This is a genomic window from Paraburkholderia sp. SECH2, assembly GCF_030464795.1.
Classification (GTDB): Bacteria; Pseudomonadota; Gammaproteobacteria; order Burkholderiales; family Burkholderiaceae; genus Paraburkholderia; species Paraburkholderia aspalathi.
The window spans coordinates 38,099-54,896 of the sequence record NZ_JALPRH010000015.1 but is presented as its reverse complement, the minus strand read 5'-3'; the positions used below and the strand labels follow the sequence as shown (position 1 = coordinate 54,896).

Here is a 16,798-nt window from a genome sequence, read left to right as displayed (position 1 = left end):
CCATCGATCCGGCGCGTCCGGTAGGCCATGGCGGCAATCGAATCGGCCCTGCATCACGAGATGCAGGCGCTCTACAGCAATCATCACGGCTGGCTCCACGCGTGGCTGCGTAAGAAGCTCGGCTGCGCGCATCGCGCGGCCGACCTTGCGCACGACACGTTCGTGCGTCTGCTCGCCCGCGATGAACCGCTCGCCCTGGAAGAACCGCGTGCGTTCCTGACGACCGTCGCGCAACGCGTGATAGCCAACTACTGGCGTCGCGAGCAGATCGAGCGCGCTTATCTGGAAGCATTGGCGCTCGCCCCCGAAAGTTTTGCGCCCTCCCCTGAAGAGCGTGCGTTGCTTCTCGAAGCGCTGTGTGAAATCGACAGTCTGCTGGAGCGACTGCCGCTCGCCGTCAAGCGTGCGTTCCTCCTCGCCCAGCTCGACGGCTTGAGCCATGCCGAAATCGCCGCACAACTGAAGCTGTCCGTCTCGACCGTGAAACGCCATCTGGTGCGCGCCGGCGCGCAGTGTTTCTTTGCGCTCAGCGCGGCCTAACGGATCGACGGATGAACGCGAGCGCGCGACCCGATATTCCACAGCACATCGCCCTGCGCGCCGTGGAGTGGTGGATGGAACTGCAATCCGGCGACAAGTCGCGCGCGCAGCAACTCGCGCTAACGCGCTGGCGCGCGGAGCATCCCGATCATGAGCGTGCATGGCAACACATCTGCAGCGTCAGCAGCCGCTTCCGTGGCCTCGCTGAAACAGGCTCGGGCAACGCAGACGCAGGTGGCGCGGCGGCCGCACGCGCTGCGCTGACGCGTCCTGGCTCGGCGAAGCGCCGTGCGAGTGTCAAAGTCCTCGCAAGCCTGCTGTTCACCGGCGGCGCGACATGGCTTGCCGGTGAACACGTGCCGTGGCGCGCATGGAGCGCGGACGCGCGCACTGCACTCGGCGAACGCCGCACCATGACGCTTGCTGACGGCACCCGCCTGACACTGAATACCGACAGCGCCATCGATATCCGTTTCAGCAATGCCGAGCGCCGCGTGCGCCTGATCAAAGGTGAAATCATGATCGCGACCGGTCACAACGAGAGTGAGCGCCGGCCGTTCATCGTCGAGACCGCGCAAGGCAGTTTGCAGCCTTTGGGCACGCGCTTCGCCGTCAGACAACAGAGCGCGCTCTGCCGTCTCGATGTGTTCGCAGGCGCCGTGCGGATCAATCCATTCGATGCTCCCGGTCTCGCGCCGGTCGTCCATGCAGGCCAACGCGCCCGCTTTACACGTGATGACATCAGCGCGGTCGAGCCGATCAGCGAGAACGACGCAGCATGGACGGATGGCCTGATCGTCGCGAGCGGCATGCGGCTCGGCGACTTCGTGAACGAGCTCGACCGCTACCGCGCGGGGCATCTGAGCTGCGATCCCTCCGTGGCCGGTTTGCGGCTTTCGGGCACCTTCCCGCTCGCCGACCCCGACCTCGTGCTCGACACCCTGACGAGAACCTTGCCGGTTGAGGTCGTGTTCATCACACGCTACTGGGGTACCGTGCGCGCGGCTCGCTCTTAAAACCGGCTTGCGCTACCGGCGCTGAAATTTTTTCGTTTGTTGTGAGCTGTTTTCGAATCTCGCGTGACAAGGGAGATGAGAGCAACACATCGTCTACCTTCCTGCGAGCTTTGAATATGGCACAGCATCGAAAGACCGGCGCCGGCAATGGCAGCCGTAGCAGCCGCGGCGCTTTGCGCGCTCGACAGCCGGCACACTTCGCGCGGCATATTGCAACGGCTGCGCTGATCTCGGCGGGCCTGCCGTTCAATGTCGCGCTGGCCGCCGATGCGCCATCCGCTTCGGCAGCGTCGCCGCGCAAGAGCTACGACATTCCGGCTGGCCCGCTCGAAGCGGCGCTCAATCGCTTCGGACGTGAGAGCGGACTGCTGCTGTCGTTTCCCGCGGCGCTGACGGACGGCCGCATGAGCGAAGGTCTGCGCGGCGATTACGACATACAGCAAGGCTTCGGTCGAATCCTGCGCGGCACGGGGCTCGGCGCGGTGCAACAGTCCAATGGCAGCTATACGCTCGAGCAGCGTACTGAGCCTTCAGCGGACATTGGCAACGGGAACGGCACCACCCTCCCCGCCGTGACCGTCAGTTCGTCGACGGTGAAAGCCGACAGCTACCGGCCACCTGCCGACGCAGTGGTGACGCGTTCGGATACACCGGTGCTCGACACGGCCCAAGCCGTCAACATCGTGCCGGCTCAGGTATTGCACGACCAACGTCCGCGCAATCTGGACGACGCGCTCGCGAACGTGAGCGGCATCGTGCAAGGCAATACGCTGGCCGGCACGCAGGACACCTTGCTCAAGCGCGGTTTTGGCGGCAATCGCGACGGTTCGATCATGCACAATGGCATGCCGCTTGTGCAGGGGCGCGCGCTGAACGCAGCCGCTGACAGTGTCGAAGTGCTCAAAGGCCCGACTTCGCTGCTGTACGGGATCATGGACCCGGGCGGCGTTGTCAACGTGGTGAGCAAGCAACCCTTGCTCAAACCGTATCACGCGATCTCCGTGCTCGGCTCGACCTACGGACACGGTCGCAATGGAGCCGGCGCGACGTTCGATACGACCGGGCCGATCGGCGACTCCGGCCTCGCCTACCGGCTGGTCGTCGATCAGACCGACGAACAATACTGGCGCAACTTCGGCGAACATCGCGAGACGCTCGTGGCGCCGTCGCTCGCATGGTATGGACGCGATACGCAGGTGGTGGTGTCGTACGAATATCGAAAGTTTCTCTATCCGTTCGACCGCGGCACGGCGCTCGACCCGAAGACCAACAAGCCGCTCGCGATCTCGAGCCGCGAACGTCTCGACGAACCGTTCAACGAAATGGACGGCGAATCGAACCTCGCGCAGATCAGCGTCGACCATCAGATCAACGCCAACTGGAAGGCGCACTTCGGCTACAGCTACAACCGCGAGACCTACGACGCGGGTCAGTTACGCGTGCAAGGCATCAACAGTACGACGGGCGCCGTGTCGCGCAGCAACGATGCGACACATGGCGCGCTCAGCACGGACAGTTACGCGATCGCCTATGTGGACGGTCATTTCGACATTGCCGGCTTGCGCAACGATTTGCAGGTCGGTGTCGACGACGAATACCGCCGCATCTATCGCAAGGACTTGCTGCGCCAGGCCACGAAATATCCGTTCAACTATTTCCGTCCGGTCTACGGTCTGGAGAGTCCGTCGACCACGGTGTCGGCCAGCGACAGCGATCAGACCGACACGCTGCACGACCGCTCGCTCTTCTTCCAGGACAGTTTGCACCTCACCGACAAGTGGATCCTGATAGGCGGCGCGCGCTTTCTGAGCTACAACCAGATCGCGGGAAAGGGCCGGCCATTTGTCGTCAATACCGACATTAACGGCACCAAATGGCTGCCGCGCGCGGGCGTGGTTTACAAATGGACCGACACGGTATCGCTATACGGGAGCTACACGCAGTCGCTCAAACCGACTTCGACGATCGCGCCGCTGTCTTCGGGCGTGGTAATCGATTCATCGGTGCTGCCGGAGGAAGCCACCTCGTGGGAGCTCGGCGCCAAGGTGGCGATGCCCAACGGCCTGAGCGGCACGCTGGCGTTGTTCAATATCGACAAGAAGAACGTGCTGGTGCAGCAGTACAACGACACGACCAAGCAGACCGACTGGCGCACGGCCGGCAAAGCGCGCTCGCGCGGCGTGGAACTCGACGTGGCCGGCCAGATCGGCCAGCACTGGAGCGTGATTGCGAGCTACGCATACATCGACGCGAAGACCACCGAGGACCCGCTTTACGCCGGCAAGCGTTTGTGGAACGCCCCGCAGAATACTGCATCGCTTGCGGCGGTGTACGACTTCGGCACGATCTTCGGCGGCGATCAGTTGCGAGTCGGCGCCGGCGCGCATTACGTCGGCCCACGGCCGGGCGATTCGGCCAACAGCTTTACGCTACCGGCCTACACCGTCGCTGACGCCTTTGCCACGTATGAGACGAAACTTGGCAATCGGCATCTGTCGTTCCAGCTCAACGTGAAAAATCTGTTCAACAAGACTTATTACCCGTCGAGCGTGAACAAGTATTTCGTGTCGGTTGGCGACGCACGTCAGGTCTCTTTGCTGTCGACGCTCGAGTTCTAGGCCGTGCCGACATCGCGCCTCGCACGTAACACACGCATTCACTTGACTAACACGGGACTGGAATCGTCATGAAACTTCAGAATCGCCGCGCTGAACAGAACTCAGCACCCATACGTAAGCGCCGGACATTTCTCACCGCAGCAGCGGGCCTTGGCGCCCTGCTGGCTGTCACGACACCTGCAGCGCGCGCGGCAACGAGCGGACCACGCACGGGGAAGAAAATCGTGATGGTCGTGCAGATCAACGGGCCGAGCCTGACTGTCGACCAGAGGATCGCGGCACAGCTCGAAGCGCGCGGCTACAGCGTGCGCATGCAGGACCAGGCGCAACCGCCGGAGGCCGTCGGCGATGCGGATCTCGTTGTCATTTCATCGACGGTCTCATCGAAACAGGTAGTAGGTGGCTGGCGCTACCTGGCCAAACCGTTGTTGACATGGGAGAACGATTTACTCGACGACTTCGCGATGACGGGCAAGCGTCACGACGTCGATTTCGGCGAAGCGGAGAAGGAGCGTTACCTGTGGCTGGTCAATGCACCGCACCCGATCGCAGCCGGTTTACCGGCAGGCGTAACGAACGTATATGTCAAACAGGCCGCGATGAGCTGGGGCAAACCAGGCTTGGGCGCGACGACGATTGCAACGCTGTATGGTCAACCGGAAAAGGCGGCAATCTTCGCGTACGAGAAAGGTGCGACGATGGACTACGAATCGCTGGCCCCCGCACGCCGCGTGATGTTTTTCCTGAACAACGACACCTTCGCCAACTTGTCGCCGGCGGGAAACAGCCTGTTCGACGCAGCGGTGAACTGGGCGCTGGGCTTAAGTTGAAGAACACGATCACAGCGGAGGATAAAACCGAGCGCGAAAACAAAGTGATCGGTTTTATGAACTACTCTTCGGCGCGCGCAGCGCCGCCGGAAGTATGACGCCCTTGTCACTGACGCTCGAACGTGCACGAACCCAGATTCCAGATGCACCACTACCTGTTGCAAGCTACGGTGCCCACTTAGCATTAGCGGTTTGAGCTGCTTTCTCTTGCCTACTTCTCTTTGCAGCCGGCAAAGAGAAGTAGGTGCCGCCCCGCACAGGGGCAACGCTAATAGACGAAAAGCAAATCAAGGAAAGGCCAACACCGCGTGAGTCCGGATGCAGCATCAATTAGAAGCCGCCGCAGCCTGATCCGCAGCAGTCTTCACAGCGCCATCCCCCCCATGCTGAATAGCATAAATCTGCCGATTCCGAGCAATCTCCCTGGCCGTAGGCGGATAGTCATTATTAGACGTAGGCACGACCCCTTCAGCCTGAGCCTGCTTCAACTGAGCAATGACCTCAGCACGGGTCAACCCTGACGGATTTGATTGAGCAAACGCAGTAGCCCCAAACGGCAGGCTAAGAGCAGCAACAGCAATAGCGGTAAGCAATTTCATGATGTCTCTCCGATGAAGTGCAAGAAATGAGTGGCTTGAACCACGCTTCCCATTCTTGTCATTTCACCTGTCGGAGCACTGACCCGAAGATTACTGTTTTGTTATCTACACACCTGGCCTAAGCACAAATCAAAAAAAACCAGATAACAGAACGGTAATCAACCGGACCACACCCGGTAAGTGCGCAAACGCCACACTCCTGACCAACGAAGAAGCCCGCGCCCCGCGCCACCAGGCGCGTCAGAAACCGCGCGCCTCCCTCTGCCTCTTTTCAGGAAACCGTCATGTGGATCGTCAAGCTCGCGCTGCGCCGCCCATATACATTCGTGGTCCTCGCGGTGTTGATCTTTATCGTCGGCCCTCTTGCGATACTGCGCACGCCGACCGATATCTTTCCGAACATCGACATCCCGGTGGTCAGCATCGTCTGGACGTTTAACGGCTTTTCCGCCCAGGATATGGCCAACCGCATCACCTCGAACTACGAGCGCGCGCTGACCTCCGACGTCGACGATATCGAGCATATCGAGTCGCAATCGCTGAACGGCGTCTCGGTGGTGAAGATCTTTTTCCACCCCGGCGCGGACATCAATCGCGCGATCGCCGAAGCGGCCTCCAATTCCGCGTCGATCCTGCGCGTGCTGCCGCCTGGCACGCTGCCACCGAACATCATCACGTACAACGCGTCGACGGTGCCGATCCTGCAGCTCGGACTCTCCAGCGACACGCTGTCCGAACAGCAGCTCTACGACCTCGGCAACAGCCAGATCCGCACGCAACTCGCGACGGTGCAAGGCGCGGCGGTGCCGCTGCCGTTCGGTGGCAAGGTACGGCAGATCATGGTCGATATCGATCCGCGCGCGCTGCAGGCTAAAGGGCTTGCCCCGCTCGATGTGGTCAACGCCGTCAACGCACAGAACCTGATTCTGCCGGGCGGCACCGCCAAGATCGGCACGAAGGAATACAACGTGCAGATGAACGGCAGCACCGACACGGTGGCCGCGCTGAACGACCTGCCCATCAAAACGGTAGCCGGCGGCGTGGTGTACGTGCGCGACGTCGCCCATGTGCGCGACGGCTATGCGCCGCAAACCAATATCGTGCGCAGCAATGGCAAACGCGCCGCATTGCTCACCGTCGAAAAATCCGGCAGCACGTCCACCTTGACCATCATCCAGCAGGTCAAGGCGATGCTGCCGCATATCGCGGCGGGCTTGCCGAGCGCGCTGCATATCACCGCGCTGTCCGATCAATCGGTGTTCGTGAAGTCGGCGGTAATGGGTGTGGCGCGTGAGGCCGTGATCGCCGCGGCGTTGACAGCTTTGATGATCCTGCTATTTCTCGGCAGCTGGCGCGCCACATTGATCATCGCGGTGTCGATTCCGCTCGCGGTGCTGACCTCACTGATCGCACTGTCCGCGCTCGGCCAGACCATCAACATCATGACGCTCGGTGGGCTCGCGCTCGCGGTGGGTATTCTCGTCGACGACGCCACCGTCGCGATCGAAAACATCACGCACCATCTGGAAAACGGCGAGTCGTTGCACGACGCGATTCTGAACGGCTCCGGCGAAATTGCCGTGCCGACTTTCGTCTCGACACTGTCGATCTGTATCGTGTTCGTGCCGATGTTTCTGCTCTCCGGCGTTGCCCGCTATCTCTTCGTGCCGCTCGCCGAAGCGGTGGTGTTCGCGATGATCGCGTCGTATTTCTTCTCGCGCACGCTGGTGCCGACCCTCGCGATGTACCTGATGCGTGCGCGCAGTAACGCGCCGGCCACGGGCAACGGCCCGATTGCGCGCCTGATCCGCTTCCAGGTCGCCTTCGAACATCGCTTCGAAAGGTTGCGCGAACGCTATCGCGGCGTGCTCGGTTCGGCAATCGCGAGCCCGCGCCGTTTCATTGCGGTCTTCCTGCTGTTGTGTATCGGTTCGCTCGTACTGGTGCCATTTGCCGGCCGGGATTTCTTCCCCGCGGTCGATACCGGCGAGATCCGCCTGCATCTGCGCGCACCGACCGGCACGCGTATCGAAGACACGGCGCGCATCACCGATGAAGTCGAAGCCCGTGTGCGCAGCGTGATTCCGAAGCAGGAACTCGCGGCCATGCTCGACAACATCGGCGTGCCGGTGAGCGGTATCAACCTGACCTACGATTCATCCGACCCGATCGGCCCGGAAGACGCCGACGTGATGATCACGCTTGCAGCCGGACACAAGCCCACCGCCGCCTATGTGGCGACGCTGCGCACCACGCTATCCAAAGATTTCCCCGGCGTCGCGTTTGCCTTCCTGCCCGCCGATATCGTCAGTCAGATTCTCAACTTCGGCTTGCCTGCGCCGATCGATATCCAGATCGTCGGCAACAAGCTCGACGCCAATCGCGTCGTGGCGAACCGCTTGCTCGCTCAACTGCGCGGTGTGCGCGGTCTCGTCGATGCACGCATCCAGCAACCGGGCGACGAACCCGCGATCAATGTGAATGTCGACCGTACGCGAGCGATTCAGGCCGGCCTGTTGCAACGCGACGTGTCGCAGAACCTGCTGATCGCGCTCTCAGGCAGTTCGCAGACCACGCCGAATTTCTGGCTCGATCCGCACAACGGTGTCAGCTATCCGCTAATGGCGATGATGCCGCAGTACGACATCAACTCGCTGCAGGCGCTGGCAAATATTCCGGTCGCGCAGAACGGTGGCGCAAGTGCGGGCGCGGCGACGGCGTCCGCTGCGGCAACCGGCAACGGCCCCGCTCCGCAGAACCTGCTCGGCGCGATGAGCACGCTGACACGCGTCACCCAGCAAGCCGTCGTCTCGCACTACAACGTGCAGCCGGTGCTCGATATTTTCGCGTCTGCCCAAGGGCGCGACCTCGGCGGCGTGGCGACCGACGTGAATCGGCTCGTCGATCAGATCCGGCCGCAATTGCCGCCGGGCGCGTCGATCGTGGTGCGCGGCCAGGTGCAGGCGATGCACGATTCGTTCAGCGGCCTCGCAAGCGGTCTCGTGTTCGCGATTGCCCTCGTCTATCTGCTGATGGTCGTCAATTTTCAGTCGTGGATCGATCCGTTCATCACCATCAGCGGTTTGCCGGGCTCGCTCGCGGGGATTGCGTGGATGTTGTTCAGCACCGGCACGAGCCTGAGTGTGCCGGCGCTGACCGGCACCATTCTGTGTATCGGCATTGCCACGGCCAACAGCATTCTCGTGATCAACACCGCGCGTGAATTCCACCACGGCGGCAAACCGCCGTTGCAGGCCGCGCTCGAGGCAGGCTTCAGTCGCTTCCGTCCGGTGCTGATGACCGCGCTCGCCATGCTGATCGGCATGCTGCCGATGGCGCTCGGACTCGGCGACGGCGGCGAACAGAACGCGCCGCTCGGCCGCGCGGTGATCGGCGGCCTTGCGCTTGGCACGGTGTCCACCTTGCTGTTTGTTCCGGTCGTCTACGGGATGGTGCATGCGTGGCTCGACAAACGCCGCGCGGCTCGCACCGCCGCGGAAGAATCCCGTGTTCCCGCCCGCACACTTTGACTCCGACGAGAACTAGCTCATGAACAATCCATCACTTCCGCCGGACCTCGGCGACCGGTCTGAACCGGCTGTTGAGGCTGATCGAATCGCAGAAGCTGCTCGAGCCGCCGATACCGTGCATGCCACTGAGACCGCTCAGCCCGCAAGCGGCAACGAATACTCGCATCCCAACGCAGCCGGAACCGCACGCTCCGCCGACATGGCCCCTAGCCTGAAGCCGCGCCGCCGCGTGTGGCCGTTCGCATTGGCTGGCCTCGCCGCAGCGTTACTGATCGTGGGCATCGTGCCGCGTCTGCACGCAAGCGCCGCGCTGACACAACAGACGCAAGCGCAAAGCGTGCTCAGCGTATCCGTGGTCACGCCACGCCCGGCGCCGGCCGTCAACGAGCTGCTGCTGCCCGGCGCGGTAACACCGTTCGCCGAAGCGTCGATCTATGCGCGCACGAGCGGCTATCTCGCACACTGGAACACCGACATCGGCGCCCAGGTGAAAAGCGGCCAGACGCTCGCCACGATCGACGCGCCCGATCTCGACGCACAACTGCGCCAGGCCCGTGCCGACGAAGCCACCGCGCAGGCCAACTTCGACTTCGCGAAGACCACCGCACAACGCTGGCAGGAGATGCTGAAAACGCAATCGGTCGCGCAGCAGGACGCCGATACGAAGGTCAGCGACATGGAAGCGCGCCGCGCGATGCTGGCGTCGGCTCAGGCCAATGTCGCGCATCTTGCCGAGCTGGTGTCGTACGAGAAGATCACGGCTCCGTTCGACGGCACGATCACCGCGCGCAACGTCGATGTCGGTGCACTCGTGACGGCGGGCGGCACGCCCGGCACGGCAGGTATGTCCGGCGAGCTGTTTCATATCCAGCAGACCGGCGTGCTGCGCGTGTTCGTCGACGTGCCGCAGAACGACGCGCCCTACGTTACGCCCGACACCGGCGTATATCTGACCGCCCAGCAATATCCCGGGAGGCGCATCGCCGCAAAAGTGGCGCGCACAACCGGTTCGATCGATCCGTCGAGCCGCACGCTGCGCGTCGAGGTCGACGTCGATAACAAGAATGGTGCGTTGATGCCAGGTGCGTACGTGCAGGTGCATCTGCAGTTGCGGTCGACCACACCGGCGCTCGATCTGCCTGTGAGCGCCCTGCTCTTCCGCCCCGACGGCGTGACGGTCGCCGTGGTCGACGGCAATGGCCGTGCGGCGCTCAAGACGGTGCACATCGGCCGCGATTTCGGCACGCATGTGGAAATCACCACGGGCCTCGCGGCGACCGACCGCGTGATCGATAACCCCGGCGATTCGCTGAGCACAGGCCAGCTCGTGCAGATCGCGCCGGCCACGCATAGCTGAGCGCCAGTCATCGAAAGGATGAGCCGAATGTCTCCGATATCTCTTCCGCGCCCGTTGTTGCGGCGTTCGATTGTGGCCACGCTGATCGGCGCACTGCTGAGCGCCTGTTCGACTTTGCCGCCGTACCAGCGCCCCACCGCCGAGATCCCCGCGCAATACGCAGGCGCGGCACCTGGCTGGGCCCAGGCCGCACCCGCCGACGCGGCACCGCGTGGCCCGTGGTGGACCATCTTCAACGATCCGGTCCTGAACCAACTCGAAGCGCGCGTCGACGTCTCGAATCAGACCGTGCGCAAGGCGGTTGCGCAGGTGCAGCAAGCTCGCTCGATGGTGGACTATCAGCGTGCCGGTTTCTTCCCGACCATCACCGCCGGTGCCGCGCAGAATCGTTCGAGAACCTCGCAGAATCTGGTTGACCGTGCGCTGGCGGGCAAGACCATTCCCGACTATTCGGCCGGCGTATCGGCGAGTTGGGAGCCGGATCTGTTCGGCCGCGTGCGCGACAGCGTGACCGGCGCGAAGGCCGATGCTGAGGCGAGCGAAGCGGATCTCGAAGCCGTGCGCCTGTCAATGAGCGCCGACCTCGCCGTCGACTATTTTTCGCTGCGCTCACTCGACACGCAAAAGAAGCTGCTCGACGACAGCGTGACCGCCTATGCCGCCGCCTTGAAGCTGCTGCAGCAGCAACTGAAAGACGGCGCGATCGATGCCTCGGCGGTCGCTCAGGCCACTACCCAACTCGAAGCGACGCGCACGCAGGACACGGACATCGACGTGACGCGCGCGCAGATGCAGCATGCGATTGCCACGCTGATCGGCGAGCCGGCCTCCACCTTCACGCTGCCGCCGAACGGATCGGCTGCGACGCCGCCGGCAATTCCTGTCGGCGTGCCGTCGCAATTGCTCGAACGGCGTCCCGACATTGCCGCCGCCGAACGGCGCGTGGCGTCAGCGAATGCACAGATCGGCGAGGCGCACGCGGCCTTCTTCCCCGATCTGGTGCTGTCGGCAAGCGCTGGGTTGGAAAGCACCTTCTTTGCGCCATGGCTGAGCGCACCGAGTCTGTTCTGGTCGCTCGGATCGCAACTCGCCGGCACGCTGTTCGACGGCGGCCGGCGCACGGCCACTCTGCATGGCGCGACGGCGCAATACGACGGCACGGTCGCCGACTACCGGCAAACGGTGCTGGTGGCCTTCCAGCAGGTCGAAGACAATCTATCCGCCTTGCATTCGCTCGCCGACGAAGCCGCCAGCCAACAGCGCGCGACCACGGCCGCCGATCTGTCGCTACGGCTGACGACAAACCGCTTCAACGCGGGCGCGGTCAGTTATCTCGACGTGGTGACCGCGCAGACGATCGCGCTGACGAACGAGCGCACCGCGGATCAGATTGCGGCACGGCAGTTGGAATCGAGTGTGTTGTTGTTGAAGGCGCTGGGTGGGACGTGGCATAACGAGGGGGATGCTGCGGCGACGCATGATTTGGCGACCGTAGGCGGTAGCGAGCGAACTCCGGCCTGATGCGGCTCTCTGCCGCCGAATGCCTGTAATGCGTCGAGCAACACTTACTGGCGCGCTCGTTCACATACCTTTACGTTTGCGTGGTTACCCATCTTTACGATGTTCTCCGCTCAACCAGCGGAGACATTGGTATGGCAATGGAATTGAAGACAGACTCGAGGCAACGGTACATGTTGTATCGAGGAGATGAGCGTTACTTGCGGTTCGAGCCGCAGGCGAGACGTCAAGAGGCCGCCGATGCGGGCCGAAAGTACACGCTTGCGGCATACCCTGACATATGGGCGAACGATGTCGGCTTAGTCGCACGCGTGCGTCAATTTCTCGGTGCCAACTTCCATTGGCATGACCGGCTAGTGGCAAAAGGCTCCGATCTGGAAGTTGTACAGGTGCTTCACGACATGGTACGTGGGGGCAGCGTGGTTGTGATTGCCGAACGCCCGGTCAGCGTCGGTAGTGCCGGTGTCGGTGCGCCGCCCCCCGTTGTCAAAAAGAGCTTCCACCAGTTGGTGATGGAAGGGATGGGTTTGTCCGCGAATGCAGCATGGGACTACATCGACCAGTACAACGCGATGGTGGACCGCGTGAACGAAATCGAAGCGGCGCGCAAGGCAATCACCGGCAACGCCATGCTGAACGCGATGGATGACTTCAGCAGCGATGGCATTCCTACAGGGGATTTCAGCGCCGATACACCGTCGCTGCTTAGCGACGCCCAGCCGTTCGAATACACAAAAGATACGGTGGATGGCGATGCTTTCCAACTGGCAAAAACGCCAAACGAAGGTGAACCGGGCACCTGGTACACTAACCCCGGTAGCGGGCAAATGCGCCTCTTTGGCAGCAATGGAAGACCGGTCGTCGATATCGACTACGATCATGACCACGGCCAAGGGCTCCCTCATGCCCATCATTGGACCATTGACCCATTTTCGGGGAACCTCAAACGCGGGCCCGGCCTGGCAATGCCCATGCCCTGATTTCAAGGAACGACTATGAATCAAACTACCTACACTGATATCAGGCGCGTTGAGCAGTTTCCAGGCTTCCACGACTCAGAACTCGTCTGTATCGAACACCGTCCCGACGAACATGAACTGGAACTCTGCTTCAGGCGTGTTGGAGGCGAGCGCGAATCGATAAGGTTTCTCGGCGTCGTCACCTTGCGCACGGTTGATTTCGCCGCTCAGAATGTCGTGTCACGGTTACTGATTTCGCCGCGGTACAACTTCTCGCTTGGTGAAGTGCGCAATTGGCTGGAGTGGCTTGGCGGCCGCGTTGATTCCAGGCCCGCAGCGATTACCAACGAAAAGGTTGAGCAATGCTTTCAGCAATTGCAGGCCGGTCAACAAGCGCTCTTTGTTCTGGAGCCGTCATGCGGTGCTGAAATGGCCGTGCTTTGTGGTGCAGTGGAGATCAAGTCATAGCTCGCACTTCGCCCCCCTAAACCCGCCGGAACGTAAGCACAAACCGCGTGCTCCGCGCATCGCTCTCCGCATGCACCGTGCCGCCGTGCAACTCCATGATCGTGCGGACGATGGCAAGCCCGAGCCCCGTCGAACCCGTGGACCCTTGCGACATGCCAGACGAAGGCAAGGAACTGCGCGAAGGGTCGACGCGATAGAAACGGTCGAAGATCCGATCGAGGTGCTCGGCAGCAATCGGTTGTCCCTGATTCGATACCGTGACGCGCACGGCGTCGGCCGATGCGCGAACATCGAGCCCGATCTCGCCGCCGCTCGGCGTATAGCGGATCGCGTTAGCCAGCAGATTGCTGACGGCGCGACGAAACAGTTCGAGATCCGCCGTCAGCGTCGCCGCACCGGTGACCTGCACCCTGACATGCGCATCGTCTGCGATGCCCTCGAAGTATTCCGCGATCCGCGTCAGTTCCTGCCCCGCCTCGAACGCGCGCATATGTTTGACGAACTGCGGATGCTCAGCACGCGCAAGAAACAGCACGTTTTCGATCATTCGCGAGAGCCGGTCGCACTCTTCCAGACTCGATGCGAGCAGCGCCTCATATTCGTCGGTGGAGCGTGGCCGGGCAAGTGCGACTTCGGCGGCGCCGCGCATGTTGCTAATCGGCGTGCGCATATCGTGCGCGAGGTCGGCGGTGAAACGCGAAAGACGCTGAAAGCCGTGCTCGACGCGTTCGAGCATCGCATTGAGCGCGTTTACCAGCGCTTCGAGTTCGCTCGGCACGCGCGCCACCGTGATCCGCGTATTCAGGCGATTGACCGTGACGAGGCCCGCACTCGCCGCGATATCGCGCAAGGGCCGCAAGGCGGCGCGAATCAACAGATAGCTCAACAGCATCGCCAGAATCACGCCGGCTGCGCCGGCCAGGTTGAGTTTGTCTCGATAGCGGTCGAGCAGCCGCCAGCGGTCGCTCATATTGCGCGCGATCAGCACAGTCGCCGTGTCGCCGTTGTGCAGCCGCGCGTCCGCGAGGATGCCGCGGATCGGTGCGCCGTTGCGGCCGGTCCAGTTGCCGATATCCACGTCGGTGATGCGCGCAGTAGCGGCAATGCGCGTGAGCGGCGGCAGCGCCGCGATCATCTCGACGCCGCCCGCTTCAGCGGTCTCGCCGGGATCATGGAGATCATTCGCCGTGCCCGTTTCGCTTGCCGAATTGAGCGCAACGGAATCATCAGGCGCATTTGACGCTGCCGAGGTAGCCCCGTTCGCCGCGCCACCCTGCGTCGCAAACGTCTCTCCCGCATTGTGCTCGATCGCCATATGCCCATCGGGACCGAACACTTCCATCGACATCGCTTCATTGCCCAGCACGATGCTGGTCAACCGGTCGCCATGCTCTCGAATGCCGTTCGATGCATCGAGCTCTTCGACGAGCCGCCTTGCATGGCGCGCAGCAAGCACGATGTCGAGGTCATCCTGCGCCTTGATCTGCTTGTCCAGCGCAAGGTACAGAAAACTGCCGACCAGCACGAAAACCGCGAGCGTGGTGACCCCGAAGGCCAGCGCGAGCGTCGCGGCCAGCGAGCGGCCGCGCATCACGCGGCGTCCTTCACTTCGAGCACATAGCCGACGCCGCGCACCGTATGAATCAGCTTGACCGGAAAGTTATCGTCGATCTTCGTGCGCAACCGGCGGATCGCGACTTCGACGACATTGGTGTCGCTGTCGAAATTCATATCCCACACATACGACGCAATCTGCGTGCGACTCAGCACTTCGCCCTGGCGGCGCGCGAGCAGTTGCAGCAGCGAAAACTCGCGCGGCGTGAGATCGATACGCACGCCGCCGCGTTTCACGCGCCGGCGATTGACGTCCATTTCCAGATCGCCCACCTTGATCAGTTCGCTTTCGCGCGGCGGACCACGGCGCGCCAACGTGCGCACCCGAGCCAGCAATTCGACGAAGGCGAAGGGCTTGACGAGGTAGTCATCCGCGCCGAGTTCGAGGCCGCGCACGCGGTCGTCGACGTCGTCACGAGCGGTGAGAAACAGCACCGGCGTGGTACGCGTGCTACGCAAGGTCTTGACGATGGTCCAGCCGTCCATGCCGGGCAGCATCACATCGAGCACGATCACGTCGTATTCTTCTTCCTGCGCGAGGAGCAGCCCTTGTGGGCCGTCGTTCGCGACATCGACCGCGTAGCCGGATTCTTCCAGGCCTTTCTTCAGATAAGCCGCTGTTTTAAGCTCATCCTCGATCACCAGGATTCGCATGAGAGTGCTCCGCTGTGCTTGACCCTTAAATCATACCGGCAAGCGGAGCGTCTGATGATTACGATTTGGTAATGTTGGCGGTGGCCGGTGGCCGGCCATACCTGCCCGCAGAACGGCGAATAGCCCCTCCCGGCTCAAGCGCGCTTCGTTCCTACTCGACGTTATCCGTCACGTCCGTCATCCGGACCATATGCGGCTTGACGACATCGTCTTCCTCGTCAATGGCCGTGGGCGGATGAATCAGCGCTTCGAGGCGCGCCTTGGTAGCCAGAAATTCCGGCGACGTGGCCTGCGAATAATCGCGCGGACGCGGCACCGGCACCTCGATCAATTCCTGCACCTCGCCGGGATTGGCCTTCAGCACCAGGATACGGTCGGCGAGAAAAATCGCTTCGTCCAGATCGTGCGTAATGAACAGCACAGTTACGTCGATGTTGCGCCAGATATCGAGCAAGTGCGTCTGCATCTTCGCGCGGGTTTGTGCGTCGAGCGCGCCGAACGGTTCATCCATCAACAGAATCCGCGGCCGGTTCGCGAGCGCACGTGCAATCGCCACGCGCTGCTTCATCCCGCCAGACAATTGATGCGGATACGCGTTGGCGAACTTCGTCAAACCGACCAGATCGAGCCATTGCAGCGCGTCGCGCTCCGCGTGCATGGTGCTGTGGCCGTTCATCTTCAAACCGAACATGACGTTCTTCTTGACCGTCAGCCACGGAAACAGCGTGTAGCCCTGAAACACCATGCCACGATCGGCGCCGGGCCCCTCCACGGGCTTGCCGTCGAGCAGCACGCTGCCGCTCGTCTGCCGTTCGAGGCCCGCAAGAATGCGAATCAAAGTCGACTTGCCGCAGCCCGACGGTCCGATCACGCAGACAAACTCGCGCCGGTGCGTTTTGAAGTTGATGCCGTTCAATGCGGTGCACTCGCCCTGCGCGCTCTCGAAGCGCTTGTCGAGATCGCGAACTTCGAGAATCACCTCGCGCGACTTCAGACGGCCGAAACGCTCACGCACCGCGTCGGACTGGATAAGGTATGACGGAATCGGTTGCGGATTTAACATGATTGAATCCTTGAATGCGGTGCAATGAAGTG

General features: G+C 62.2%; 13 protein-coding genes. 9 read left to right on the top strand and 4 right to left on the bottom strand.

All coding sequences use genetic code 11. From position 1 onward, the window contains the following. Positions 1 to 27 precede the first annotated feature (27 nt). The 4 genes from M0D66_RS23230 (at position 28) to M0D66_RS23215 (ending at position 5,004) form a co-directional block, all read left to right on the top strand. Entirely contained in the window at positions 28 to 540 is a 513-nt protein-coding gene (locus M0D66_RS23230; protein ID WP_211706359.1) for a sigma-70 family RNA polymerase sigma factor, read from the top strand. Positions 541 to 551: 11 nt separating this feature from the next. Continuing rightward, entirely contained in the window at positions 552 to 1,556 is a 1,005-nt protein-coding gene (locus M0D66_RS23225; RefSeq protein WP_266211674.1) for a FecR domain-containing protein, read from the top strand. 116 nt (positions 1,557 to 1,672) lie between these two features. Then, positions 1,673 to 4,174: a TonB-dependent receptor gene (locus M0D66_RS23220; protein ID WP_266211673.1), complete on the top strand. Its 2,502-nt coding sequence runs from the start codon at positions 1,673 to 1,675 to the stop codon at positions 4,172 to 4,174. Between the two features lie 68 nt (positions 4,175 to 4,242). Next, positions 4,243 to 5,004, top strand: a complete 762-nt coding sequence (locus M0D66_RS23215) for a hypothetical protein (RefSeq protein ID WP_244869746.1) — start codon at positions 4,243 to 4,245, stop codon at positions 5,002 to 5,004. 326 nt (positions 5,005 to 5,330) lie between these two features. On the opposite strand, the gene M0D66_RS23210 is transcribed toward M0D66_RS23215, so the two are convergent. Continuing rightward, on the bottom strand, positions 5,331 to 5,603 hold the full coding sequence (locus M0D66_RS23210; protein WP_093645887.1) for a DUF4148 domain-containing protein: 273 nt from the start codon (positions 5,601 to 5,603) through the stop codon (positions 5,331 to 5,333). Positions 5,604 to 5,887: 284 nt separating this feature from the next. Here M0D66_RS23210 and M0D66_RS23205 point away from each other — a divergent pair, with 284 nt between their 5' ends. The 5 genes from M0D66_RS23205 to M0D66_RS23185 all read left to right on the top strand — a co-directional run bounded on the left by M0D66_RS23205 (position 5,888) and on the right by M0D66_RS23185 (position 13,435). Continuing rightward, entirely contained in the window at positions 5,888 to 9,133 is a 3,246-nt protein-coding gene (locus tag M0D66_RS23205; RefSeq protein WP_211706362.1) for an efflux RND transporter permease subunit, read from the top strand. Between the two features lie 19 nt (positions 9,134 to 9,152). Then, positions 9,153 to 10,490 (top strand): efflux RND transporter periplasmic adaptor subunit, encoded by a 1,338-nt coding sequence (locus tag M0D66_RS23200; RefSeq protein WP_211706363.1) that lies wholly within the window; start codon positions 9,153 to 9,155, stop codon positions 10,488 to 10,490. 27 nt (positions 10,491 to 10,517) lie between these two features. Continuing rightward, the gene (locus M0D66_RS23195) at positions 10,518 to 12,011 is read left to right on the top strand and encodes an efflux transporter outer membrane subunit (RefSeq protein WP_211703413.1); all 1,494 of its coding nucleotides are present in this window, start codon (positions 10,518 to 10,520) and stop codon (positions 12,009 to 12,011) included. Between the two features lie 131 nt (positions 12,012 to 12,142). After that, the gene (locus M0D66_RS23190) at positions 12,143 to 12,988 is read left to right on the top strand and encodes a hypothetical protein (protein WP_211703412.1); all 846 of its coding nucleotides are present in this window, start codon (positions 12,143 to 12,145) and stop codon (positions 12,986 to 12,988) included. Positions 12,989 to 13,003: 15 nt separating this feature from the next. Next, complete coding sequence (locus M0D66_RS23185) at positions 13,004 to 13,435, top strand: hypothetical protein (RefSeq protein WP_200620328.1); 432 nt, start codon at positions 13,004 to 13,006, stop codon at positions 13,433 to 13,435. Positions 13,436 to 13,451: 16 nt separating this feature from the next. Here M0D66_RS23185 and M0D66_RS23180 read toward each other — a convergent pair whose 3' ends face one another. The 3 genes from M0D66_RS23180 to M0D66_RS23170 all read right to left on the bottom strand — a co-directional run bounded on the left by M0D66_RS23180 (position 13,452) and on the right by M0D66_RS23170 (position 16,766). After that, the gene (locus tag M0D66_RS23180) at positions 13,452 to 15,026 is read right to left on the bottom strand and encodes a heavy metal sensor histidine kinase (protein WP_211706364.1); all 1,575 of its coding nucleotides are present in this window, start codon (positions 15,024 to 15,026) and stop codon (positions 13,452 to 13,454) included. Further along, a complete protein-coding gene (locus M0D66_RS23175) occupies positions 15,026 to 15,703 on the bottom strand; it encodes a heavy metal response regulator transcription factor (RefSeq protein ID WP_097396675.1) in 678 nt (225 codons plus the stop codon). The genes M0D66_RS23180 and M0D66_RS23175 overlap by 1 nt, the downstream gene beginning before the upstream one ends. 151 nt (positions 15,704 to 15,854) lie before the next feature. Then, on the bottom strand, positions 15,855 to 16,766 hold the full coding sequence (locus M0D66_RS23170; RefSeq protein WP_211706365.1) for an ABC transporter ATP-binding protein: 912 nt from the start codon (positions 16,764 to 16,766) through the stop codon (positions 15,855 to 15,857). Positions 16,767 to 16,798 lie beyond the last annotated feature (32 nt).

Excerpts from the sequence above, each read along its gene's own strand:
- M0D66_RS23170 (WP_211706365.1), bottom strand. The coding sequence starts at position 16,766 with ATGTTAAATCCGCAACCGATTCCGTCATACCTTATCCAGTCCGACGCG.
- M0D66_RS23195 (WP_211703413.1), top strand. The coding sequence starts at position 10,518 with ATGTCTCCGATATCTCTTCCGCGCCCGTTGTTGCGGCGTTCGATTGTG.
- M0D66_RS23175 (WP_097396675.1), bottom strand. The coding sequence starts at position 15,703 with ATGCGAATCCTGGTGATCGAGGATGAGCTTAAAACAGCGGCTTATCTG.
- M0D66_RS23210 (WP_093645887.1), bottom strand. The coding sequence starts at position 5,603 with ATGAAATTGCTTACCGCTATTGCTGTTGCTGCTCTTAGCCTGCCGTTT.
- M0D66_RS23185 (WP_200620328.1), top strand. The coding sequence starts at position 13,004 with ATGAATCAAACTACCTACACTGATATCAGGCGCGTTGAGCAGTTTCCA.
- M0D66_RS23215 (WP_244869746.1), top strand. The coding sequence starts at position 4,243 with ATGAAACTTCAGAATCGCCGCGCTGAACAGAACTCAGCACCCATACGT.
- M0D66_RS23190 (WP_211703412.1), top strand. The coding sequence starts at position 12,143 with ATGGCAATGGAATTGAAGACAGACTCGAGGCAACGGTACATGTTGTAT.
- M0D66_RS23200 (WP_211706363.1), top strand. The coding sequence starts at position 9,153 with ATGAACAATCCATCACTTCCGCCGGACCTCGGCGACCGGTCTGAACCG.
- M0D66_RS23205 (WP_211706362.1), top strand. The coding sequence starts at position 5,888 with ATGTGGATCGTCAAGCTCGCGCTGCGCCGCCCATATACATTCGTGGTC.
- M0D66_RS23230 (WP_211706359.1), top strand. The coding sequence starts at position 28 with ATGGCGGCAATCGAATCGGCCCTGCATCACGAGATGCAGGCGCTCTAC.
- M0D66_RS23220 (WP_266211673.1), top strand. The coding sequence starts at position 1,673 with ATGGCACAGCATCGAAAGACCGGCGCCGGCAATGGCAGCCGTAGCAGC.
- M0D66_RS23225 (WP_266211674.1), top strand. The coding sequence starts at position 552 with ATGAACGCGAGCGCGCGACCCGATATTCCACAGCACATCGCCCTGCGC.
- M0D66_RS23180 (WP_211706364.1), bottom strand. The coding sequence starts at position 15,026 with ATGCGCGGCCGCTCGCTGGCCGCGACGCTCGCGCTGGCCTTCGGGGTC.